Consider the following 23,338-nt stretch of genomic DNA (forward strand, 5'->3'; position numbering starts at 1 on the left):
TTGCGCCCCGGTATCATTCCGGGGGAAAGTTCCGTGTCCATCCTGCCTCATGTCGCGATCCGCGCGACGCTCGCCGCCGCGCTGGCGGTGCTCGCCGTTCCCGCGACCGCGCAGACCGTCAATGCGCCCGCCGAACCCAATGCGATGCCCGATCCGGCGATGGGCGGCGATACCGTCACCGTCGCGATCGCCGGCGCGTATCTGCCCGATTACGAGGGGTCGGACGACTATCGGCTGGTCCCCGGCCCGGCGGCGATCGGCTCGGTCGGCGGCCATGCCTTCACCATCCTGGGCAACCGCGCCTCGATCGACCTGATCCCCAACCAGCCCGGCCCGACGTGGGACGTGCAACTGGGGCCGGTCGGCGTCATCAACTTCAACCGCAACAGCGTGAACTCGATCGACGATCCGCGGATCAAGGCGCTGGGCAAGGTCGGCACCGCGATCGAGCTGGGCGGCTATGCCGGGATCGGCAAGACAGGGGTGCTGACCAGTCCCTATGACAAATTGTCTGCCTCGATCAGCTATCGCTACGACGTCAACGGCGTGCACAAGAGCGGCATCCTGACCCCGTCGATCAACTATTTCACCCCGCTCAGCCTCAAGGCCGCGGTCGGTCTGTTCGCCGCCGCGGAGCGGGTCGAAAGCAAGTTCGGCCAGACCTATTTCTCGGTCGACGCCGCCGCCGCGGCGCGCAGCGGCCTGCCGCAGTACCAGGCGCGCGGCGGGTGGAAGCACTGGACCGTCGGCCTGGCCGGAACCTATTCGCTGACCGGCAACCTTTTGAAGGGCGTGAAGCTGATCGCGGGCGGCAGCTACAAGCGCATGCTGAACGACTATGGCGATTCGCCATTGGTCTCGATCGCCGGATCGCGCAGCCAGTGGCTGGGCGCGGTCGGCATCGGCTACACGTTCTGAGGGGATATCGGCAGGCTTATGCCGTCTCGACGGCTTTTCGGCAGGCGGTCGGCGGTTATGTCGTGCGGAGCGTAAAGCGTGCCTTGCGGAGGACCGTCGCCCCTTCGCGCCGATAGAACCGGATGGCGCCTTCGTTCCATTCGGGCGTCTGCCACTGGATTTCGGCCATGCCCCGCGATGCCGCAGTGGCGCGCACCGCAGCCAGAAGTTGCGCGCCAACACCCCGCCCCCGGCACTGCTCCTGCACGAAGAGGCAATCGAGGTAGAGGAACGACTGTCCGCTCCACGTCGAAAAGTCCGCCGTCGCAGTGGCATAGCCCACCGGTTCGCCGGTCTGCGTAGCGATCCAGGCAGTAAGAACGACCGGCGGGTCGTCCAGAGCGGATCGCAACGCCGCTTCGCTGACATTGGCCTCCACGCATTCATATTCGGCATGGCGGCGGATCAGCGGAAGCATGGCCGCCGCGTCGGCTCCGCTGGCAGGACGGACGCAGACGGGATCGTGGCGGCTGCCTGTCGGGATGTGCGGATCAGGCACGCGGTTGATGGCTTTCCAGCGGGAAGCCCTCGTCGATCCAGCCTGTCACGCCCCCGGTCATGATCTTCACCGGCCGACCCAGCCTTGCCAGGCGAAGTGCGCCCCGCGCCGCGCCGTTGCAATGCGGGCCCGCGCAATAGGTGACGAACAGCGTATCGGCCGGCCACGCCGCCATCTTGGAGGCGATGATCTTGCCGTGGGGCAGGTTGCTGGCGCCCGGCACATGTCCTTTGTCAAACATGTCGGGACCACGCACGTCGAGCAGGACAAAACCGGGCTCCGGGCGCGACAGCGCCTCGTGGACGTCCCAGCAGTCGGTCTCGAAACGGAAGCGATCGGCGAAATGCGCCTCGGCCTCCGGGGCCGAAGCTGCGGGTATGTCGATGACGGCGTTGGTCATGAAGCGTCTCCTGTGGGCGCCCCCTTCATGCCGGTGCGGCGGCGTCGCTGGCCAGTGACTGCATTGCCGTTTATCGTAAGGATCATGCCAATCGCTGCCACCGCAACCGATCACTTGGTCGTCGCGCTCGCATATGACGGGCTTTGCACCTTCGAGTTCGGCATCACCGCCGAAGTGTTCGGTCTGGAGCGCCCTGAGATGGGGGACGACTGGTACAGCTTCACCACGTGCGCGGAGCGTCCCGGCCGTCTCGCGACCAATGCGGGCCTGGCGATCCACGTCGATCACGGCCTGGATATGTTGAGCGCGGCGACGACGATCGTCATCCCCGGTTGGCGATCGGATGGGGCGGCACCATCAGATCCGCTGCGTAACGCTTTGCTCAATGCGCATGCCCGCGGCGCGCGTCTGGTTTCAATCTGCTCGGGAGCCTTCCTGCTTGCGGCCACGGGTCTGCTCGACGGTCGTCGCGCGACAACGCATTGGCGCTACGCCAAGAGTTTGCAAACGGCCCATCCGGCCGTCGTTGTTGATGCCGATACACTCTATGCCGGTGATGATCGTATCTTCACGTCGGCCGGGTCAGCAGCCGGGATCGACTTGCTGCTCCATCTGGTCCGCCTCGACTTCGGCCCGGACGCCGCGAACATCGTCGCGCGACGCTTGGTGGTTGCCGCTCATCGCAGTGGAGGCCAGGCGCAATTCATCGAGCGTCCGGTCCTGACGCGCCCGGATGGCGTATTGAGGCCTTTGCTCGACCGGCTTCGCAGCGATCCGGCCGCGCGGTGGACGATCGGACGGATGGCGCGCACCGCCGCCATGAGCGAACGCACATTGGCGCGGCGCTTCCGCGAAGAAACGGGTGAAAGCCCGTTGGCGTGGCTGACCGCGCAGCGGCTCGCCCTGGCGCGCGATCTCCTCGAGACGACGAACCTGTCGATGGAACATATCGCCGACCGGGCCGGCATGGGAACCGCCGCCAATCTGCGCCTGCACTTCACGTCGACGGTCGGGATACCGCCAAACCTCTATCGCAAACAATTTCGACGTGCCGACGCCTGAAACGCCGCGGGTCCGTTGCTGCGTGACGCAACGGTGGCGGGTGTGCCGCGCGCCACGGTGGCGGTTGCACCACGTATGTCACGTCCGCGACGGCACGGCCCATGTCGGGAAGCATGTCGACGGCGATCTGGATCGGCCGCACGCGATCGTGACTCACCACATCGCGCGGGGCGACCCGCAGGAGTGGAAGCGCCAGCGAGGCAACCTGCGCCGATTTCGCCGCTTGGGCGTTTCCCTTCGGCGCGCGGGTGGATATGCCCCTCGCCCTGCCGTATCGCACGCGTTAGGGGTGCGAGGCTTTGGCCAGTGAGAGTAGGAAAGGGTCTGCGATGACGGATAGCGAGCATCAGATGGAGGCGCCGTCCGCGCCCGAACCGCGCCGCGCGTCCCGGCGGTCCTTCTTCACCGGCGCGCTGGGCACCGGGCTGGCGGCGGCGACGCTGGCCGGCCGCGCAGTGGCACAAACGACGCCGGCGCCGTCCCCCTCGCCCTCTCCGTCGCCTTCCCCCTCGCCGTCGCCCACCGGCACACCGACGCCGGGGCTGAGCGACGTCGACATCCTGAACTTCGCGCTCAACCTCGAATATCTTCAGGCGAATTATTATTCCTACGCGATCGGCAGCGGCGCACTCGCCGCCACCGACATCAGCGGCACCGGCACCGCCGGGGCGGCAAGCGGCGGTCGGGCGGTGTCGTTCGGCACCGAAACCGTGATCCAGGCCTATGCCCGCGAAATCGCCGCGGATTCGCTGGCGCAGGTGCGTTTCCTGCGCGGGCAGCTGCCCAGCACCGCGGTGATCGCGCAGCCCGCGATCGACCTGTCGGTCAGTCCGACCAGCGCGTTCAGCGTCGCCGCGCGCCGCGCCGGGATCATCGCCGGCACCGGCGATTCGTTCGACCCTTACGCCTCGGTCGACAATTTCCTGATCGGCGCCTTCCTGTTCAAGGATGTCGCGGTCACCGCCTACAAGGGCGCGGCGCCGCTGATCTTCAACAAGACCTTCCTGGAGTCCGCGGCCGGGATCATGGCGACCCACGCCTATCACGCCGCGACGATCCGCACCTTGCTGTACCGCCGCGGGCAGGCGAACGCGGTGCTGATCCCGTGGACGACCGGCATCGCCGCCGCGCGCGACGCGCTGGACGGCGCGCCGACGGAGGATCTGATCCGCGGCATCGCCCCCAACGACGACCAGGGCGTGGCGAAGGTGTCCACCCCCGACGGCGACCGCGCGAACATCGTGCCCAGCAACAGCAACGGCATCACGTTCAGCCGCTCGCCGACGCAGGTGCTCAACATCGTCTATCTCAACGCCGCGGCGGTGACGTCGGGCGGCTTCTTCCCCAGCGGGGTGAACGGAACGGCCAAGACTAGCGCGGCATCGGGCTGACGCGCCCGGTCGCGTCGCGCCACCCCCGTCTTTCCCCCTTTCCCATCAGGGACATGCCGTCATGATCAAGGATTCCGTCTTCGCCGCCCTCGACCTCGCCAACCAGCGGCGGGCAGAGCGGCGCCGCTTCATCAAGCTGGCCGCCGGCTCCACCGCGGTGGCCGGCAGCCTGGCGCTGCTGTCCGCGTGCGGCGGCAGCAACGACGATAGCACCAGCCCGTCGCCGACCCCGTCGCCCTCGCCCACGCCGACCAGCACCGGCGTCGCGACGGACATCGGCATCCTGCAACTGGCGCTCAACCTCGAATATCTGGAAGCGCAATTCTATTCGATCGCGGTGCTCGGCCGCCCGCTGCCCGACGCCAGCCTGACCGGCAGCGTCGGCACGCGCGGCGCGGTGACCGGCGGGCGCAGCGTCGGGCTGACCGGCACGCTGGCCGAACTGGCGCGCGAGATCGCCTATGACGAGATCGCGCACGTCACCGCGCTGCGCAGCGCGATCACCACCGCCGGGGGCGCCGCGCTGCTCATCAACCAGCCCGCGATCAACATCGACGGCGGCACGAACGGCGCCTTCACCGCCGCTGCGCGCGCCGCCGGGCTGGTCGGCGCGACCGAGACGTTCGACCCGTACGCCAACGAACAGAATTTCCTGCTCGCCGCCTTCCTGTTCGAGGATGTCGGCGTCACCGCGTACAAGGGCGCCTCGCCGCTCATCACCAGCACCACCTATCTGGAGGCGGCGGCGGGCATCCTGGCGGCGGAGGCGTATCACGCCGGGCTGATCCGCAGCGAATTGTTCGCGCGCGGCACCGCGGCGCAGCTGGCCGCGAACAAGATCGCCGCCGCGCGCGACACGCTGGACGGCACCGGTACGCGCGATGCCGGGATCGCGGTGGTCGATGCCAGCGGCAATCCGACCGGCGCGTCGAACATCAGCGCCGCCGACGGCAATGGCATCGCCTACAGCCGCTCGACCGCGCAGGTGCACAACATCGTCTACCTGCGCCGCGACGCCGGGATCGGCGGCGGCTTCTTCCCGGCCGGCACCAACAATTCGATCGAGGCATTGCGCACCAGCGGCGCGACCGCCTGATCGGACGCGGCCCTTTCCTTCTTCCCCGGGAGCGCTATGCTGCGCGTCACCCCGGGGGGCCGCTGACGCGCGGCTGAGAGGGGGGCAGCAGCCCCCGACCCGTCGAACCTGATCCGGCGCCCCCTTCGGGGCCCACCGGCGTAGGGAGGGAGCGGCGTCGTGACCGGCAAACCGTCTTCCCTCCGTGAGTAGGAGAAGACGTGATGGCCGACATTCCCGCCCGCGCCGAAATCGGCGTCACCACCGGCCCGATCCGCGGCAGCCGCAAGATCCACGTCGGCCCGCTCAAGGTGGCGATGCGCGCGATCGACCTGGAGCCGTCGTGCGGCGAACCGCCGCTCAACGTCTACGACACCTCCGGCCCCTATACCGATCCCGATGCGCGGATCGATATCATGGCCGGGCTGCCCGCGCTGCGCCGCGACTGGATCGTCGCGCGCGGCGATGTCGAAAGCTATGACGCCCGCGCCATCCGGCCCGAGGATAACGGCCAGCTCGGCCCCGATCGCTCGGGCGGGGTGCAGCCCTTCCCCAATGTCGTGAAGCGTCCGCTGCGCGCGCGTGCGGGCGCCAACGTCAGCCAGATGCACTATGCCCGCCGCGGCATCATCACGCCCGAGATGGAATATGTCGCGGTGCGCGAGAATATCGGGCGCGAGATGCTCAAGGACCATGTCCGCGACGGCGAAAGCTTCGGCGCGGCGATCCCCGATCACGTCACCCCCGAATTCGTCCGTGACGAGGTCGCGCGCGGCCGCGCGATCATCCCGTCGAACATCAACCACCCCGAATCCGAACCGATGGCGATCGGCCGCAACTTCCTGGTCAAGATCAACGCCAACATCGGCAATTCCGCGGTCGCCAGCAACGTAGCGTCGGAGGTCGACAAGCTGGTCTGGTCGATCCGCTGGGGCGCGGACACGGTCATGGACCTATCGACCGGGCGCAACATCCACGACACGCGCGAATGGATCATCCGCAATTCGCCCGTGCCGATCGGCACCGTCCCCATCTATCAGGCGCTGGAGAAGGTCGGCGGCATCGCCGAGGAGCTGACGTGGGAGATCTTCCGCGACACGCTGGTCGAACAGGCCGAACAGGGCGTCGATTACTTCACCATCCACGCCGGCGTGCGCCTGCCGTACATCCCGCTGACCGCGAAGCGCGTCACCGGCATCGTCAGCCGCGGCGGCTCGATCATGGCGAAATGGTGCCTGGCGCATCACAAGGAATCGTTCCTCTACGAACGCTTCGACGAGATCACCGAGATCATGAAGGCCTATGACATCGCCTATTCGCTGGGCGACGGCCTGCGCCCCGGCGCGATCGCGGACGCCAATGACGAGGCGCAGTTCGCCGAGCTGTACACGCTGGGCGAGCTGACCAAGCGCGCCTGGGCGCAGGACGTGCAGGTGATGATCGAGGGGCCGGGCCACGTGCCCATGCACAAGATCAAGCAGAACATGGACAAGCAGCTGGAGGCGTGCGGCGAAGCGCCCTTCTACACGCTCGGGCCGCTCACCACCGATATCGCGCCGGGATACGACCATATCACCAGCGGGATCGGCGCGGCGATGATCGGCTGGTACGGCACGGCGATGCTCTGCTACGTCACCCCCAAGGAGCATCTGGGCCTGCCGGATCGCGACGACGTGAAGGTTGGCGTCGTCACCTACAAGCTGGCCGCCCACGCCGCCGACCTGGCGAAGGGCCACCCCGCCGCCAAGCTGCGCGACGACGCCCTGTCCCGCGCACGCTTCGAATTCCGCTGGCGCGACCAGTTCAACCTGTCGCTCGACCCCGACACGGCGGAGCAATATCACGACCAGACGCTGCCCGCCGAGGGCGCCAAGACCGCGCACTTCTGCTCGATGTGCGGCCCGAAGTTCTGCTCGATGAAGATCACGCAGGAGGTTCGGGACTTCGCGGCGAAGCAGAACGCCCCGGTCGACACCTTTGTCGCCGCACAATCCTCCCCGAGCTCGCTCGGGGAGGTGCAGCCGAATGGTGGAGGGGCTGGTCAGGCGAACACCGCGCCACTGGACGAGGCCGAAGCGGAAGCGGGCATGGCGGCGATGAGCGACCTCTACCACCAGACCGGGCGCGAACTGTACATGGGTGCGGGCGATCGGGAGCGGGATTAGTAGACGTGTATCCGTTAGCGGTCTCGGTGGTTCTGCCGTGCGTCCGCAGTCAATCTACGACAGGACGAAGATCAGCTGCGTTGTAGGACTGCCGCATAGATAAAGAATAATTGAACTCGGCTCATCCCGTAAAAGAGGTCGCGATTTAGCGAATGCCAAGATCAAGCATGAGGAAACGTTGGAGTAGCTGGACCCTACCAACTAGGCTGACCCTCATATTTACATTCGTCGGATTGCTTATTTCCATACTTCAGCTCTTCGAAGCTCCAAGAAGGCTGTCGCAGTGGATATGGCCGGCTGCGCCGCCGCCTTATGACCTAGCTCTTGAGGCTTCAATAACATCACTTCACCAATCAAATATATGCCTCACGTCCAAGCTAATCGAACTTTGACCCTGACGAAAACGATTCGAAATCGATGGTAAATTATCCCACCTCTAGTTGTAAGATTGATTTAGCACCGCTTCAGCTCTTTGCTGAAAATTACACAAACTATCTATCACAGATTCCTTATTCAGGCGCAGAAAGCTTCAAAAACTTCACCGCCACCCTTATCGAATCTCAAATAGAGATAAACAAGGCCAATAGTATTGATGATCTTTTGACAGCGCAAAAAAAGATTGGCATGAGTTTGTCAGAGGTTGGCTTCTGGATGTGCGGGATGGAGTGGTATCTTCGGTTGGCCCCGGAGGGAGTAGGACCTGATAAGGCACCGTTCAAGGGTATTAGCCTGACAGATACTTGGAACGAGTGGGATAAGAAACACGCAAAATTTTTTCTCGGAATCGGTCAAGCGGAGGCTTAATTATCAATATGGCGACAAAACTAATACATGCAGTGGATTTATAGATCTCATCGACTGATTGCGCAGGGAAATCGTAATTTATCACCTGTATCTTATTGAAATAATCAATAATGATAGCGGCACTGCGCCGCCTGCAACACCTGCTCGTCGCCGCTGCCCGCCACCCGATACACTAGCCGATGCTCATGGCTGATCCGGCGCGACCACCAGCCTGACAGGTTGCCGCCCAGCGGTTCGGGCTTGCCGATCCCATTGAACGGTTGACGGCGGCATTCCTCGATCACTGCGTTGAGCTTGCCGAACAGCTTCGCGTCATGATCATGGAGGTCGAGATATTCGGCCCATGATCGGGACGAGAACTGGACCTTCACGGCTGGATGAGATCGGGCGTTTCGCCGCCGCCTGCTTCCAGCACCGCCTTCAAATTCTCGCGCGCTTCAGAATAAACGACCGTCCGCATGACGGCTCATATGGACAGGTTCTTGTCCAATGTGAATATTAGCCGCCACCCGCGCCTTCCGTCCCCTGTCCTACACACGCCCTCTTGTGCCTTACCCTGCCGGATGACGCACACCCCCGCACCGCCCGCCCCCGCCCGCGCGCGCTGGACCCCAGCCCGCCAGCGCATCTTCCTCGCCGCGCTGCATGACAGCGGCAGTGTCGCGCAGGCGGCGCGCGCCGCGGGGATGTCGCGGTCGAGCGCGCATCGGTTGCGCATCCGGCTGGCGGGCACGCCGTTCGTCGGCATGTGGGATCACATCCTCGCCGATCATCGCCGCCGGCTCGGCGATCCGTTCGTCCCCGCGCCGGACGCCGCGCCGGCCGCGCCGCCCGCCCGCCCGTGATGTGCGTGTCGCGTCACCGTCGCCCGGATGGCGCGGTCGTGGCGCGTGCCGGTAGCGCGAGCGTCGCGCCGCGGGCGCGTCGCCGTTGCGCCAGCGGCGCGTCCGTCCGCAAACCGCGTCAGCGTCACAACGTTCGCAACATTCGCCGGCGCGCGCGCCCGCGCTCACACCGTCGCGGGCAGCGCCCAGTCGATCGTGCCCCGGCCGTGCTCCGCCAGGAACGCATTGGCGCGGCTGAAATGCCGCGACCCGAACCAGCCCTTGTACGCCGACAAGGGCGAGGGGTGCGGCGCGGTGAGGACCAGATGGTGCCCGCCGCGGCGCACGTCCGTCACGAACGCGGCCTTCTTCTGCGCATGGCTACCCCACAGCAGGAAGACGACCGGCTCTTCCTTCGCCGCGACCAGCCGGATCACCGCGTCGGTGAACCCCTCCCACCCGCGGTCGCGGTGCGAGGCGGCCTGCCCTTCCTCGACGGTCAGCACGGTGTTGAGCAGCAACACCCCCTGCCGCGCCCAATGTTCCAGGAAACCGTGCGCGGGCGGCGTGACGCCGCAATCGTCGGCCAGTTCCTTGTAGATGTTGATGAGGCTGGGCGGCGGCTTCACCCCTGGTCGCACGGAGAAGCACAGGCCGTGCGCCTGTCCCGCGCCATGATAGGGGTCCTGCCCCAGGATCACGACGCGCACGTCGGGCAGCGCGGTCAGTTCCAGCGCGCGGAACCAGTCCGCCGAATGCGGGAAGATGCGCTTGCCCGCCGCCTTCTCCTCGCGAAGGAACGTGCGCAGCGCCGCCATCCCCGCGCCCGCCAGCACCGGGCGCAGCGGCTCCAGCCATGTCGTGTCGATGCGCGGATCGGCCATGGCCCGCCTCCTATCGCGGCGGCGCGGGCGCGTCCATGCGGGGCCTGCGGGCGGCGCCTAGTCGGGGATGCCGCTCGCCGAATCGGCGCCGGTGGCGCGGCCGCCGCCCTTCTTCGGGTAATCCTCGGGCGCAACCGTCGACTGGTTCTTCACCGCCTGTTCGTCGCCCGCGTCGCGGATGGTGCCGTCGTCGCGCACGTCGCCGCCGGGCTTGTTGGGTTGCCGTTCCATCGTCCGTCTCCTTCGCCGCACCAACGGGTGGCGACGGCGGACGGATCCGGCGCCCCGGCCGCGTCAGCCCTCGGTACGCCGCTCGATCAGCCACGGGCGCGGGCGGCCGGTCGGCCTGGGCGTGCCGTCCAGCCGGATGACGCGGTCGACGCGGACGGGCTTGAGCATCAGCGTGCCCTTCATCCCGCCGCCGGTCTTCTCCGCCAGGATGCGGCGCACGGTCGCCTGTCCGGCGACGACGCGCCCGAACGCGGCATAGCCGGGGTTGGCGGGGGACCAGTCCATCGACGGCATCGCGCCGACGGTGATGAAAAAATTGCCGTTGGCCGATCCCGGTGGCCCCTTGCGTGCCATGGAGATGGTCATGTCGAGGTGGCGGATGCCGGTCTTCTTCGTCGATTCGTGCGGGATCATGTCCAGGAAACGGCGCGCATCGGTGCGGATGCCCGACTGGATGAAGCCATATTGCGGCGCGCGGCGGTTGCGCGCGGTGCGGTAGAAACTGACCCCGTCGAACCGCCCGTCGTCGACATAGCGCAGGAAATTGGCGGTGGTGATCGGCGCGCGCCGCTGGTTCAGCGCCAGCACGATCGGCCCGTCGGCGGTTTCCATCCGTACCCGCACCCAGCCGGGTGTCGCCCGGTCGGCGCGCTGCGCCGTCACGGGCATGGCGGCGAGGAGGGGGATCAGCAAAAGGGAGAGGAAACGCATGTCCGCCCTATCCGGCGCGTCACGGTCCCGCGCAACCCTTCACACGCCCAGCCATTCCAGCGGCGCGGCCAGCGGATCGGCGGCATAGTCGACCTGCACCACCCGCCGCCGCCGCGCGCCGGTCGCCGCGGCGGAGGCGTGCAGGATCGGGGTGGCATAGGCCCAGATGTCGCCCGCGCGCGCCCGGCACGTCCGGCACCCGTGCCGCGCCACCACATCGGCGATCGCCGGCTCCGCGATCCGCCCCAGCCGGTGCGATCCCGGCGCGATCAGCAGCGGCGCATTGTCGTCCGGCACATCGTCCAGATGGATGCGCAGCGTCACCATCGCCTCGATCACCGCAAAGGGTGGCTCGACATGCAATATCCCCTGCTTGCGCGTCCACGGCCCGTAACCGGGGACGTCATGCCGCGCGCGCACTGCGACGGTACGATCCTGGTGCCACGCCAGCGACCAGTTCGCGGCGGGCGACTTGTCGAACAGCAAGGCGCGGACCGGCCGCGCCCGCTCGCCCAGATAATGCGTCGCCACGCCATGGATCACGCCCGCGGACAGCAGCGCGGTCAGGTCCGGCACGCGGTGCAACCGCACCCCCGCCCGCCCCTGCGGCTGCGCTGCCGCGATGGCGAGCAGCGCGCCGAGCACGCCGTCTGCCGCGCCGGCATGATGCACCGCCCCCACCGACGAAAAGAGGGCGGTCGCCCGGTCGGCGCCGCCCTCCTTCGCGTCGGTCATGGAGCGGTCGCCCCGCGCCGTTCGTTACAGCTTCTCGGTCAGTTCCGGTACGATCTTGAACAGATCGCCGACCAGGCCGATGTCAGCCACCTGGAAGATTGGTGCGTCCTCGTCCTTGTTGATCGCGATGATCGTCTTGCTGTCCTTCATCCCCGCCAGATGCTGGATCGCGCCCGAGATGCCGACCGCGACATAGACTTCCGGGGCGACGATCTTGCCGGTCTGGCCGACCTGGTAGTCGTTGGGGACGTACCCTGCGTCCACCGCCGCGCGGCTGGCGCCGACGCCAGCGCCCAGCTTGTCGGCCAGCGGCTCGATCACCTCGGTGAACTTCTCCGCCGAACCCAGCGCGCGGCCGCCCGACACGATGATCTTCGCGCTGGTCAGTTCCGGCCGGGTCAGCTCGGCGATCTCCTGCCCCTCGAACGTCGACAGGCCGGCCTCGCCGGTCGTCGCGACCGCCTCGACGCTGCCCGATCCGCCTTCGGCCGCAGCCTTGTCGAAGGCGGTGCCGCGCACGGTGATGACCTTCTTGGCATCCGACGTCTGCACGGTGGCGATGGCATTGCCGGCGTAGATCGGGCGGGTGAACGTGTCCTCGCCCTCCACCGACAGGATGTCGCTGATCTGCATGACGTCGAGCAGCGCGGCGACGCGCGGCGCGATTGCCTTGCCCGAAGTGGTGGCCGGGGCGACGAAGGCGTCGTGACCGTCCATCAGCTGCTTGACCAGCGGCGCGACATTCTCGGCCAGCTGATGGGCATAAGCGGCATCGTCCGCGACATGCACCTTGCCCACGCCGGCGATCCTCGCCGCCGCCTCGGCGACGCCGCCAACGCCCTGTCCGGCGACGAGCAGGTGCACTTCGCCCAGCTTCGACGCGGCGGTGACCGCCGACAGCGTGGCGTCCTTGACGGCATTGCCGTCGTGTTCGACCCAAACGAGAGTCTTCATGTCTCTATCCTCTCTGCCCGGCGATTACTTGGCGATGCCCATCGACTTGAGCTTGTTCACCAGCTCGTCGACATCGGCGACCTTGATCCCGGCCTGGCGCTTGGCCGGTTCGGTGACCTTCAGCGTCTTGATCCGCGGCGTAACGTCGACGCCGAAATCGGCGGCGGTCTTCTGCGCGAGCGGCTTCGACTTGGCCTTCATGATGTTCGGCAGGCTGGCGTAGCGCGGCTCGTTGAGGCGCAGGTCGGTCGTGACGATCGCCGGCAGCTTGTAGCTGTCGGTCTCCAGCCCGCCGTCGACCTCGCGGGTCACCCTGGCGGCATCGGCGGTCAGTTCAATCTTCGATGCGAAGGTCGCCTGTCCCCAGCCGAGCAGCCCGGCCAGCATCTGGCCGGTCTGGTTGTTGTCGTCATCGATCGCCTGCTTGCCCAGGATGACGAGCGAGGGCTGTTCCTCCTCGACGATCTTGGCGAGGATCTTGGCGACGCCCAGCGGCTCGACCTTGTCCTCGGCGGTGACCAGGATCGCGCGGTCCGCGCCCATCGCCAGCGCGGTGCGCAGCGTCTCCTGCGCCTTGGCCTCGCCGATCGAGACGGCGACGATCTCGGTCACCGTGCCCTTTTCCTTGAGCCGGATCGCCTCCTCGACGGCGATCTCGTCAAAGGGGTTCATGCTCATCTTCACGTTGGCGAGGTCCACGCCGGACCCATCCGCCTTCACGCGGGGCTTCACGTTATAGTCAAGCACGCGCTTGACCGGCACCAAGACCTTCATCGAGGCTCCTTCCTCATCCTGTCCTTACGCGGTCGCGTTGGCGATCCACATGGCTGTTCAGGCCGTCTTTCGCAAGTGCGGTATGGCGTCGCGCGCGTCGGAGCGCCATTCCGTAGCGTCAGCGGCACGACAAGAAACGGCCCGGACGATCAACGCCCGGGCCGTGCGATTCGCTTCAAAAGTAACGACGCCGGGTCACGCCGCCTTCTGCACCTCGGCGACTATCTTCTTCGCCGCATCGCCCAGATCGTTCGCCGGCACGATGGCGAGGCCCGAGTTGGACAGGATTTCCTTGCCCTGCTCGACGTTGGTGCCCTCCAGACGGACGACCAGCGGCACCGACAGATTCACTTCCTTCGCCGCCGCGACGATGCCCTCGGCGATGATGTCGCACTTCATGATCCCGCCGAAGATGTTGACGAGGATGCCCTTCACCGCCGGATCGGCGAGGATGATCTTGAACGCCGCGGTCACCTTCGCCTTGTCGGCGCCGCCGCCGACGTCGAGGAAGTTGGCCGGGAACATGCCGTTCAGCTTGATGATGTCCATCGTCGCCATCGCCAGACCCGCGCCGTTGACCATGCAGCCGATGTCGCCGTCCAGCTTGATGTACGCCAGGTCGTACTTCGATGCTTCCAGTTCGGCGGGATCTTCCTCGGTTTCGTCGCGCAGTTCCATCAGGTCCTTGTGACGGAACATTGCATTGCCGTCGAAGCCGACCTTGGCGTCGAGCACCATCAGCTTGCCGTCTTCGGTGACAGCGAGCGGGTTGATCTCGATCTGCGACGAATCGGTGCCCAGGAACGCGTCGTACACCTTGCCCGCCAGGCTCTGCGCCTGCTTGGCCAGATCACCCTCGAGGCCCAGCGCATTGGCGACGGCGCGGCCGTGATGCGGCTGGAAGCCGGTGGCGGGATCGACGTCGAACGTGTGGATCTTCTCCGGCGTGTCGTGCGCGACGGTCTCGATATCCATCCCGCCCTCGGTCGACACGACGAAGGCGACGCGGCCGGTGGCGCGATCGACCAGCAGCGCGAGGTAGAATTCCTTGGCGATGTCGACGCCGTCGGTCACGTACAGGCGGTTGACCTGCTTGCCGGCCTCACCCGTCTGGATCGTCACCAGCGTGTTCCCCAGCATCTCGGCCGCGGCGTGGCGCACCTCTTCCTCGGTCTTGGCGAGGCGGACGCCGCCCTTGCTGCCCTCCGGCAGTTCCTTGAACTTGCCCTTGCCGCGGCCACCGGCATGGATCTGCGCCTTGACGACATAGAGCGGTCCGGGAAGCTTCTTCGAGACGTCGACCGCCTCCTCCACGCTCATCGCGGCGTAACCAGCCGGCACGGGGACGCCGAACTTCGCGAGCAATTCCTTGGCCTGGTATTCGTGGATGTTCACGGGCCGATCCTCCAGCAATTGATAGAGTCGAATGCGTTCCCACGGCCTAAAGCACACGGCTTGACGCGAATCCACCTTCATATGTGCAGCTGCGAAGCATTTGCGGTATCGTTTCCTAGGTTGCCAATCTGTTCCCTGGAGCGCACCTAGGGGCGGTGACGCCGCTTCCCTATCCCGCGCTGCACGCCAGCCATTCCGGCATCTGGATGGCGCAGGGCGACGAACCCGTGCGCGCATTGTCGCGGGGCGAGGCGATCCGGCTGGCGGCGGACACGCCGGTGATCCTGCTCAACGCGCCGCTGGTCGGGCAGCGGCTGGGCTATGCCGATCTGTCGGGGCTGGACGTGCTGGAGCTGTTCGCCTTCCTCCATCCTGCACGTTTCATGGTACCGACGCCCAAGGGCGTGGCGCAGGCGACCGGGCTCACGCCGCCGGGGTCGGATGCCGATGTCGCGCCCTTCCTGCTGGAGGCGACCGCGCGGATGCTGGCCGTCACCGATACCGACTGGCCGGAGCGGGAGGGCGCATGGACCGCCGCGCAATCGCTGACGCGCGCGCGCTGGGCGTGGGCGCCGGTGGTGACGCCGCGCCTGCGCAAGCCGGCGCAGAATGAACGCTGGCTGTTCACGCGCCTGCCCGAATGGAGCGAGGCCGCGCCGCGCCCCGCCCCGCGCACCGTGACGCTGGACGATCGCCAGGTTGCCGAGCGGCTGACGACGCTGACCGGCGCCGGGGCGGAGGCACGCGGTGGCCAGCGCGCCTATGCCGCCGCCGCCGCGGGCGCCTTCGCCCCGCGCGTCGCGCGCGAGGTGCCGAACCTGGTGCTGGCGGAGGCGGGAACGGGGATCGGCAAGACGCTCGGCTATCTCGCGCCGGCGTCGCTGTGGGCCGAACAGGCGGGCGGGGCGGTGTGGATCTCCACCTACACCAAGGCGCTGCAACGCCAGCTGGGGCATGAGACGACGCGCCTCCACCCCAATCGCGCCATCCGCAAGGCCAAGGTAGTGACGCGCAAGGGACGCGAGAATTACCTGTGCCTGCTCAACCTGGAGGATGCGTTGCAGGGCGGGTTCGCGGGACGCGCCGCGATCCTGGCGCATCTGGTCGCGCGCTGGGCCGCCTATACCGACGACGGCGACATGGTGGGCGGCGACCTGCCGGGGTGGCTGACCACGCTGTTCCGCCGCAACGGCTCCGCCGCGCTGACCGACCGACGCGGGGAATGCATCTATGCCGGCTGCCCGCATTATCGGAAATGCTTCATTGAACGCGCCGCGCGCGCCTCGGCGGAGGCGGACCTGGTGATCGCCAACCATGCGCTGGTGATGGTCAACGCCGCGCGCGGCCGCGAACTGGCGACGCGCCCGACCCGCTACGTCTTCGACGAAGGGCATCATTTGTTCGACGCGGCCGACGCGATGTTCGGCACCGCGCTGACCGGGCAGGAGACGATTGAGCTGCGCCGCTGGATCGTCGGGCCGGAGGGCGGGTCGCGCGGCCGCCGCCGCGGGCTGCAGGCGCGGCTGTCCGATGTCGCGGGTTATGACGAAGCGGGCGCGCGCGCGATCACCGATATTGTCGCGGCGGCGGGATCGCTGGCGGCGGACGGCTGGCTGGCGCGGATCGCGGAGGGTGCGCCGTTCGGCGCGATCGAGCATCTGCTCGCCGCGGTGCGCGGGCTGGCCTATGCGCGTGCCGAACAGGATGCCGAGGCGGGATACGGGCTGGAGACCGAACTGGCGGCACCCTCCCCCGAACTGATCGAGGCCGCCGCCCCCGCTGCACACGCCCTCGACGCGCTCGTCCGCCCGATGGTCGCGCTGGGCAAAAGGCTGGAGGCGGTGCTGGCCGAGGCGCCCGACTGGATGGACGGCCCGGCGCGCGCGCGGATTGAGGGGGCGATCGCCTCGCTCAGCTGGCGCGCGGAAACGGTGGCGGGGTGGCTGGCGCTGCTGGCGCGCATCGGCGGACCGGCGGACGACCGCTTCGTCGACTGGCTGGCGGTCGACCGGGTCGAAGGGCGCGAGTTCGACATGGGGCTCCACCGCCGCTGGGTCGATCCGACCATCCCCTTCGTCGAGACCGTTCTGAAGCCCGCGCATGGCGCGCTCGTCACCTCGGCGACGCTGACCGGCGGGGGCGACTGGTCGATCGCGGAGGCGCGGGTCGGCGCTCCGCATCTGGCGCGCGCGCCCGAACGCTTCGCCGCCCCCAGTCCGTTCGATTACGCCACCCAGGCCGAGGTGCTGATCGTCACCGACGTGAAGCGCGGCGACGTGCCGGGACTGGCCAACGCCTATGCCCGGCTGATCGAGGCGAGCGCGGGCGGTGCGCTTGGGCTGTTCACCGCGATCCGCCGGCTGCGCGCGGTCCATGCGCGGATCGCCGACCGGCTGTCGCGCGCGGGGCTGCCGCTTCACGCCCAGCACGTCGACCCGGTCGATACGGGCACGCTGGTCGATATCTTCCGCGACGATCCGCATTCCAGTCTGCTCGGCACCGATGCGCTGCGCGACGGGGTGGACGTGCCGGGGGACTCGCTGCGGCTGGTGGTGATGGAGGGCGTTCCCTGGCCCAAGCCGACGGTGCTGCACGCCGCGCGACGGATGGCCGACGCGGGGCCCGGCGGGGGTGGGGGCAACACCTATGACGACCGGATCGTGCGCGCGCGGCTGGCGCAGGCGTTCGGGCGGCTGATCCGGCGCCGCGACGACAACGGGCTGTTCGTGCTGCTGTCCTCGGCGATGCCGTCGCGCCTGCTCGACGCCTTTCCGCCGGGCGTACCGGTGGCGCGTGTTCCGCTGGACGAGGCGATCGTGCGGGTACGACAGCGGCTTTCCTCGACGCGCGCGATCGGGCATGAGGCGGCGCACGACATCGCCTAACGGAGATCAGGACCGGTGAAGACGCTGACGCTGCTGCGCCACGCCAAATCGGGCTGGGACGATCCGGTGGCGCGCGATTTCGACCGCCCGCTCAACCCGCGCGGGCGCCGCGCGGCCGCGACGATGGGGCGCCACCTGCGCGCGCTGGACATGGCGTTCGACCGGGTGATCGCGTCCCCGGCGGTACGGGTTCAGGAAACGCTGGACGATGTCGGCCAGGGATTCGGGCGGATGGCGCCGGAATGGGACCGGCGGCTGTACCTGGCGTCCGCGGCCAGCCTGCTCGACGTGATCCGCGAATGCCCGGCCGATATCGGCTCGCTCCTGCTGGTCGGGCACAATCCGGGGCTGGAGGATCTGGTGCTGATGCTGGTCCCCGACGAACGCGGTGGGCTGCGCGACAGCGTGGAGGAGAAATATCCGACCGCGACGCTGGCGCAGATGACCTTCGCGGTCGACGACTGGGCAGCGGTGGCGCCCGGCGGCGCAACACTGACGCACTTCATCCGCCCACGCGACGTCGACCCGGAGCTCGGCCCGGAAGCCTGATCCTCAGCGGATCGCCGCCGTACACCGCACCTGCGAATCGGTCGACGCGCGCACGGTGCACGCCGCGTTACCCGCGACGTCGACCACGCTGCCCGCCGACGCGCGCACCGTCGCGGTCGACCGCGCGGCGGCGCGGACCTGCGCGGCATCGCCCGCCTGGATGACGAGCCGGTCGGTGACGAGGCCCGCCGCATCGATCGTGCCGGCATCCGATCCGATCCCGCTCGCCGCCAGCCGCACCTCCGCCGCGCGCCCCGCCAGCGACACGCTGCCACCGCCGATCAGCGTGGCGACCAATTGGGGCGTGTCGAGCGCGGTAACGGTCAACGCCCCCTTCCCCGTCACCGTCAGCATGACGCGGTCGCCGCGCATCCCCGCCACGCTCACCGGCGCATCGGCGAAGAGCGCCACCGACTGGAGCCGCGGCACCGCCACCGTGACCGCGCCGCGCAGCGACGTCGCCGGACGCACGGCATTGCCCGCCAGCCGGATCAGCAGCGTTCCCGCATTGACCGTGACCTCCAGCGCCTCCAGCACGCGCGGATCGTCGGCGGTGGCGCGCACCGCATTGCCCGCGCCGGTGGTGACGGTCACCGCCAGCGGTGCTTCGACCTGCAGCCGTTCGGCGCTGCCCAGATGCCAGCTGCGCTCCGAAGCGGATGCGGGGCTCGCCCCCAGCGCCAGCCCCAGCCCCAGCATCGCCCCGGCGATCAACCGCATCGTCCGCCCGATCATCGTCGCCCCCAATGTTGTCAATGTTGAGTCGATCGCAGGGGTTGCGCAAACGAAAAGGGGCGACCCGTCCGGACCGCCCCCTTTCGTCGCCGGAAGGATGCCGGGTCAGGCCGGCACCTTGTCCTTGTTGTAGATCGCCGCGGCGGTGCGCAGGATCTCCAGGATCTTTTCCTGCGCCGCCGGCTCGTCGATCTGCTCCATAGCAGCCAGCTCGCGCGCCAGGCGGCTGCAGGCACCCTCGAAGATCTGCCGCTCGGAATAGCTCTGCTCGGGCTGGTCGTCGGCGCGGAAGAGGTCGCGGACCACCTCGGCGATCGACGCCAGGTCGCCCGAGTTGATCTTCGCTTCATATTCCTGCGCGCGGCGGGACCACATGGTACGCTTCACCTTGGGCTTGCCCTTCAGCGTTTCCATCGCCTCGCGCATCGTCTTGTCCGACGACAGCTTGCGCATCCCGACCGATTCGGCCTTGTTGGTGGGAACGCGCAGCGTCATGCGCTCCTTCTCGAACCGCAGCACGTACAGCTCCAGCTGCATGCCCGCGATTTCCTGTTTCTGCAGCTCGATCACACGGCCGACACCGTGCTTGGGATAGACGACATAGTCACCGACATCGAAATGCAGAGCCTTGGCAGCCATAGGTGGCCTTTCCGGTGTTGTTGCCCGGGACGCGGTTGCCGCGACAAGGACCGTCGCGGGAGGGCGTCGTCAGGGACAGATAGGTTGGACGTCTCCATCGGGCGCGGGAAATGACAAAGCGCCCGTGCCGGACGTATGTAGCACCGTCGCAATAAAATTTCCAGCGCCTTTGGGACAGCACGGCTGACGCGCGGGAACCTTTCCGGTTCCGCGACGGGACGGTGCGTCCGATGGTAGCGGCGGGCAGCAACCGCGCCGGGCGGCGATATCAGTCGCCCGCGCCCGGCTCCGCCGAGAAATATTTGTCGTACTTGCCCTCTTCGCCCTTGTGCTCATCGGCGTCGGCGGGAGTCTGGTCGGCCTTACGCGTGACATTGGGCCACTGCGCGGAGAAGGTGTTGTTCAGCTCCAGCCATTGTTCCAGCCCGCTTTCGGTATCGGGCAGGATCGCCTCGGCAGGACATTCCGGCTCGCACACGCCGCAGTCGATGCACTCGGACGGGTTGATGACGAGCATGTTCTCGCCCTCGTAGAAACAGTCGACCGGACACACTTCGACGCAGTCCATATATTTGCAGCGGATGCAGGCGTCGGTGACGACGTAGGTCATGGATCGGGTTCCTCTGTTCCGGCGCACGCTTTTGCGAAGCCTGACGCCTGCGTCAACGCCCCACCGCCGTGATGCGGCACGTTTGCGGGCGGATCGGTCACCAGATCCTGGTAACAGGCCTGCGCCTCCGGAGCCGGGCCGCGCCGGTGCGGCAGCGCCTCGACACGCAGCACGCGCACCCGCCCGGCGTGGACGAAGGTCAGGATATTGCCGATGCGGACCGGCGCGTGCGCGCGGTCGATCGCGCGACCGTCGATGCGCAGATGGCCGGCACAGGCCATGTCCTGCGCCGCATCGCGCGAGCGCGCCAGCCGCGCGAACCACAGGAAGCGGTCGAGCCGCATCGCCGCCGCGCTCACGCCACGGGACTCACGATCGTCCCCAGTCCGCCAGCGCGGCAAAGGCATTGTCCGGGGCCGGACGCACCGACGGCGCGGGCGCGCGTCCCCGGCCGCGCCAGACATAGCGCGTCACCCCTTCGCTGTCGGGGGCGGGACGGAACCCCAGTTCCGCCATCAACCGCGCGATCGTCCCCGGCTCCAGCCCGATCGACACCGCCAGCGCCGGATCGAGAACGAAGGGCGCGCGCGGCGATGCGGCATCGCGCGCATCGTGCACCGCGCGCGCGATCCGTTCGACCATGTCGATTCGCACCGCCTGCGCCGCGATCGGGCGATAGCCCATCGCCGGCACCGCGCCGGGCGCGCCGCGCGGGAATATCGTCGCGCCCTGCGCCGGCGCCATCGTCCGGGGGGCACCGGCGGCCTGCAACAGCGCGCGGCGCCACGGCTGCGCGGCGGGCTTGAGCAGCCGCGGGTCGAACAGGTCGAGCGCGCCGATCGTCACCCCCTGCCGCCGCAACCAGCGGCGCTGGTCGGGCGTCAGCGCGTCGACCGACGAACGCAGCGGCAATCGCTCGGCAAAGCCGCCGCCCGCCTCCAGCGCGCCGGCGATGCTGCGCAGCGCAGGGCCGGCCGCCTTCGCCCGCGCCGCTTCCGACAGCGCGGCCAGCGCGGGCAGTGCCGCGGCGGCGGCGGTCGCCACCCAGTCGCGCAGCCGCGCCGCGACCCGGTCGCGCACGCCCGCGTCGAGGCAATCGAGCGCGGGATCGAGCACGAGCTGCGGCCGCATCAGCGACGGCCCGCGCGCCAGCCGCGCGACCGCCAGTCCGTGCGATAGGATCGCGCCGTCTTCCGCCAGCGCGAAGCCGTCGTCCTGCGCCGCGATCAGCGTTTCGGCGCGGCGCCGCCGCTCCCCCGCCAGCCGCTTCTCGGCGGTAGCCAGCAACAGGCGCTTGTCCGCGGCATTGGCATCGGGTGCGACCAGGAAACGAAAGCCCTCAAGCCTGCCGATCGGGTGGGTGTCGATCGTCACCTCGCCCCCGGCATCGATCTCGACCGGCAGCGCCCCCGCCCCGCCACCGATCTTGCGCGCCAGCGCGGTCGTCCGCTTGTCGACGAACCGCTGTGTCAGCCCGGCGTGGAGCGCATCGGACAGGCGCTCCTCGATCGCCAGCGTGCGTGCGGCCCAATGCGCCGGATCGGCGAGCCAGTCGGAACGCTGCGCGATATAGGCCCAGCTGCGGATCGCCGCGATCCGCCCCGCGATCGTCTCGACATCGCCCTCGACGCGGTCGAGCCGCGCGACCTCGTCCGCGAACCATCGGTGCGGGATATGCCCCTGCGCCAGATAGCCGAACACGCGCCCGACAAAGCGCGCATGGGGATCGAGGCCCAGCTTGGCGAAATCGGGGATGCCGCACGCCGCCCACAGCCGCGCGACATTGTCCCCGCGCGCCCGCTCGCGCACGCCGGCCTCCTCGGCCAGCCGCTTCAGCACCTTGACGTCGATCGCCTCGGGCGCAGGGCGCAGCCGTTCGTGATCGGGGCGCCGCGCCAAGCTGGCGATCAGCGCGTCGAGACTGGACAGGTCCGGCTCGCCCTCGCGCCAGTACAGCCAGTCGAGCTTCGGGAAGCGATGCCCCTCGATCGCGGCGACCTCCTCCGGCTCGAACGCATCCGGCCCCTCGGCGACCAGCGCGCCGAACGTCCCGTCGCGCTGGTGCCGTCCGGCCCGCCCGGCGATCTGCGCCATTTCCGCCACCGTCAGCCGACGGCGCTGATAGCCGTCGAACTTGGTCAGCCCGGCGAAGGCGACATGCCCGACGTCGAGGTTCAGCCCCATGCCGATCGCGTCGGTCGCCACCAGGTAATCGACCTCGCCCGCCTGGAACATCGCGACCTGTGCATTGCGGGTGCGCGGCGACAGCGCCCCCATCACCACCGCCGCCCCGCCGCGCAACCGCCGCAGCATCTCCGCGGTGGCATAGACTTCCTCTGCGGAGAAGGCGACGACCGCGGAGCGGCGCGGCAATCGCGACAGCTTCTTCGCACCGGCATAGCTGAGCGTCGAGAAGCGTGGCCGCTCGACGATCTCGACGCCGGGGATCAGCGCGCGCAGCACCGGGCGCAGCGCCTCCGACCCCAGGATCATCGTCTCCTCGCGCCCCCGCGCGCGCAGCAACCGGTCGGTGAAGACGTGCCCGCGCTCGCGGTCCGCGCCCAGTTGCGCCTCGTCCAGCGCGACGAACGCGACGTCGCGCTGCAGCGGCATGCTTTCGGCGGTGCACAGGAACCAGCGCGCGTCGGGCGGGACGATCCGCTCCTCCCCGGTGATCAGCGCCACCCGCTCGCGCCCCTTGATCGCGACGACGCGGTCATAGACCTCACGCGCCAGCAGGCGCAGCGGGAAGCCGATCATCCCGCTGGAATGCGCGCACATCCGCTCGATCGCGAGATGCGTCTTGCCGGTGTTGGTCGGCCCCAGCACGGCGGTGACGCGCGGGCGATCGTGAAGCGTCATGACGATGGTGTACATCGGGTGTCGGCGCGCGCGATGCAATCACTGTCGTACATGCCGCGCGACTCGGCGCGGCACGCCCACGCTTGGGCGCAGGCGCGCGCGCCAAGTCACCGGGTTAATTTGACTTTAGCCTTTGGCGTCCACAACGCTCCCCACCTCACGCCGGGGGGTGTCGGCGTTCGTACAAAAGGGGCTGA

General features: G+C 68.3%; 24 protein-coding genes. 9 read left to right on the forward strand and 15 right to left on the reverse strand.

Annotation, left to right across the window (positions count from 1 at the left end):
* The first annotated feature begins 33 nt into the window (after positions 1-33).
* Positions 34-918 carry a MipA/OmpV family protein gene (locus tag COA17_RS08740; RefSeq protein ID WP_231738504.1) on the forward strand — a complete coding sequence of 295 codons (885 nt, stop codon included), beginning with the start codon at positions 34-36 and terminating at the stop codon, positions 916-918.
* Between the two features lie 55 nt (positions 919-973).
* On the opposite strand, the gene COA17_RS08745 is transcribed toward COA17_RS08740, so the two are convergent.
* Positions 974-1,375 (reverse strand): GNAT family N-acetyltransferase, encoded by a 402-nt coding sequence (locus tag COA17_RS08745; RefSeq protein ID WP_096611780.1) that lies wholly within the window; start codon positions 1,373-1,375, stop codon positions 974-976.
* Positions 1,376-1,448: 73 nt separating this feature from the next.
* Positions 1,449-1,856 (reverse strand): rhodanese-like domain-containing protein, encoded by a 408-nt coding sequence (locus COA17_RS08750; protein WP_066484793.1) that lies wholly within the window; start codon positions 1,854-1,856, stop codon positions 1,449-1,451.
* A gap of 84 nt (positions 1,857-1,940) precedes the next feature.
* Here COA17_RS08750 and ftrA point away from each other — a divergent pair, with 84 nt between their 5' ends.
* The 5 genes from ftrA (at position 1,941) to COA17_RS18770 (ending at position 8,353) form a co-directional block, all read left to right on the forward strand.
* Positions 1,941-2,918 (forward strand): transcriptional regulator FtrA, encoded by a 978-nt coding sequence (gene ftrA, locus COA17_RS08755; RefSeq protein WP_096611782.1) that lies wholly within the window; start codon positions 1,941-1,943, stop codon positions 2,916-2,918.
* A 329-nt stretch (positions 2,919-3,247) separates the two neighbouring features.
* Positions 3,248-4,309 carry a ferritin-like domain-containing protein gene (locus tag COA17_RS08760; protein WP_096611784.1) on the forward strand — a complete coding sequence of 354 codons (1,062 nt, stop codon included), beginning with the start codon at positions 3,248-3,250 and terminating at the stop codon, positions 4,307-4,309.
* A gap of 61 nt (positions 4,310-4,370) precedes the next feature.
* Positions 4,371-5,405: a ferritin-like domain-containing protein gene (locus tag COA17_RS08765; protein WP_096611785.1), complete on the forward strand. Its 1,035-nt coding sequence runs from the start codon at positions 4,371-4,373 to the stop codon at positions 5,403-5,405.
* A 203-nt stretch (positions 5,406-5,608) separates the two neighbouring features.
* On the forward strand, positions 5,609-7,549 hold the full coding sequence (gene thiC, locus COA17_RS08770) for a phosphomethylpyrimidine synthase ThiC (RefSeq protein ID WP_096611786.1): 1,941 nt from the start codon (positions 5,609-5,611) through the stop codon (positions 7,547-7,549).
* A 417-nt stretch (positions 7,550-7,966) separates the two neighbouring features.
* Positions 7,967-8,353, forward strand: a complete 387-nt coding sequence (locus COA17_RS18770) for a hypothetical protein (RefSeq protein WP_141397061.1) — start codon at positions 7,967-7,969, stop codon at positions 8,351-8,353.
* Positions 8,354-8,457: 104 nt separating this feature from the next.
* Here the strand turns inward: COA17_RS18770 and COA17_RS08775 are convergent, their stop codons facing one another.
* A complete protein-coding gene (locus tag COA17_RS08775) occupies positions 8,458-8,724 on the reverse strand; it encodes a Txe/YoeB family addiction module toxin (RefSeq protein ID WP_096611788.1) in 267 nt (88 codons plus the stop codon).
* Between the two features lie 192 nt (positions 8,725-8,916).
* On the opposite strand from COA17_RS08775, the gene COA17_RS08780 reads away from it, so the two are divergent.
* Complete coding sequence (locus COA17_RS08780) at positions 8,917-9,198, forward strand: terminase small subunit (protein ID WP_096611790.1); 282 nt, start codon at positions 8,917-8,919, stop codon at positions 9,196-9,198.
* Positions 9,199-9,362: 164 nt separating this feature from the next.
* Here COA17_RS08780 and ung read toward each other — a convergent pair whose 3' ends face one another.
* From ung to sucC, 7 genes are all read right to left on the reverse strand, one after another.
* A complete protein-coding gene (gene ung / locus COA17_RS08785; RefSeq protein ID WP_096611792.1) occupies positions 9,363-10,061 on the reverse strand; it encodes a uracil-DNA glycosylase in 699 nt (232 codons plus the stop codon).
* Between the two features lie 57 nt (positions 10,062-10,118).
* The gene (locus COA17_RS19365) at positions 10,119-10,292 is read right to left on the reverse strand and encodes a hypothetical protein (RefSeq protein ID WP_176484848.1); all 174 of its coding nucleotides are present in this window, start codon (positions 10,290-10,292) and stop codon (positions 10,119-10,121) included.
* Between the two features lie 63 nt (positions 10,293-10,355).
* Positions 10,356-11,003: a peptidylprolyl isomerase gene (locus COA17_RS08790; protein ID WP_096611794.1), complete on the reverse strand. Its 648-nt coding sequence runs from the start codon at positions 11,001-11,003 to the stop codon at positions 10,356-10,358.
* Between the two features lie 39 nt (positions 11,004-11,042).
* On the reverse strand, positions 11,043-11,738 hold the full coding sequence (locus COA17_RS08795; protein ID WP_096611796.1) for a phytanoyl-CoA dioxygenase family protein: 696 nt from the start codon (positions 11,736-11,738) through the stop codon (positions 11,043-11,045).
* A 24-nt stretch (positions 11,739-11,762) separates the two neighbouring features.
* A complete protein-coding gene (locus COA17_RS08800) occupies positions 11,763-12,692 on the reverse strand; it encodes an electron transfer flavoprotein subunit alpha/FixB family protein (RefSeq protein WP_096611798.1) in 930 nt (309 codons plus the stop codon).
* 24 nt (positions 12,693-12,716) lie between these two features.
* Entirely contained in the window at positions 12,717-13,466 is a 750-nt protein-coding gene (locus tag COA17_RS08805) for an electron transfer flavoprotein subunit beta/FixA family protein (protein ID WP_096611800.1), read from the reverse strand.
* 195 nt (positions 13,467-13,661) lie between these two features.
* A complete protein-coding gene (gene sucC / locus COA17_RS08810; protein WP_066491302.1) occupies positions 13,662-14,861 on the reverse strand; it encodes an ADP-forming succinate--CoA ligase subunit beta in 1,200 nt (399 codons plus the stop codon).
* 206 nt (positions 14,862-15,067) lie between these two features.
* Between sucC and COA17_RS08815 the strand changes: the two genes are divergently transcribed.
* Both COA17_RS08815 and COA17_RS08820 read left to right on the forward strand, forming a co-directional pair.
* On the forward strand, positions 15,068-17,746 hold the full coding sequence (locus tag COA17_RS08815; RefSeq protein ID WP_096612226.1) for an ATP-dependent DNA helicase: 2,679 nt from the start codon (positions 15,068-15,070) through the stop codon (positions 17,744-17,746).
* 15 nt (positions 17,747-17,761) lie between these two features.
* A complete protein-coding gene (locus COA17_RS08820; protein ID WP_096611802.1) occupies positions 17,762-18,295 on the forward strand; it encodes a SixA phosphatase family protein in 534 nt (177 codons plus the stop codon).
* Between the two features lie 3 nt (positions 18,296-18,298).
* Here COA17_RS08820 and COA17_RS08825 read toward each other — a convergent pair whose 3' ends face one another.
* From COA17_RS08825 to COA17_RS08845, 5 genes are all read right to left on the reverse strand, one after another.
* Entirely contained in the window at positions 18,299-19,030 is a 732-nt protein-coding gene (locus COA17_RS08825) for a GIN domain-containing protein (RefSeq protein ID WP_096611804.1), read from the reverse strand.
* Positions 19,031-19,135: 105 nt separating this feature from the next.
* Positions 19,136-19,669 carry a CarD family transcriptional regulator gene (locus COA17_RS08830; RefSeq protein ID WP_066491301.1) on the reverse strand — a complete coding sequence of 178 codons (534 nt, stop codon included), beginning with the start codon at positions 19,667-19,669 and terminating at the stop codon, positions 19,136-19,138.
* 268 nt (positions 19,670-19,937) lie between these two features.
* Positions 19,938-20,279: a ferredoxin FdxA gene (gene fdxA, locus COA17_RS08835; RefSeq protein WP_066484860.1), complete on the reverse strand. Its 342-nt coding sequence runs from the start codon at positions 20,277-20,279 to the stop codon at positions 19,938-19,940.
* The gene (locus COA17_RS08840; protein ID WP_096612228.1) at positions 20,276-20,623 is read right to left on the reverse strand and encodes an RNA-binding S4 domain-containing protein; all 348 of its coding nucleotides are present in this window, start codon (positions 20,621-20,623) and stop codon (positions 20,276-20,278) included. The genes fdxA and COA17_RS08840 overlap by 4 nt, the downstream gene beginning before the upstream one ends.
* A 25-nt stretch (positions 20,624-20,648) precedes the next feature.
* The gene (locus COA17_RS08845; RefSeq protein WP_096612230.1) at positions 20,649-23,141 is read right to left on the reverse strand and encodes a helicase-related protein; all 2,493 of its coding nucleotides are present in this window, start codon (positions 23,139-23,141) and stop codon (positions 20,649-20,651) included.
* Positions 23,142-23,338 lie beyond the last annotated feature (197 nt).

The organism is Sphingomonas ginsenosidimutans, assembly GCF_002374835.1.
Classification (GTDB): Bacteria; Pseudomonadota; Alphaproteobacteria; order Sphingomonadales; family Sphingomonadaceae; genus Sphingomonas; species Sphingomonas ginsenosidimutans.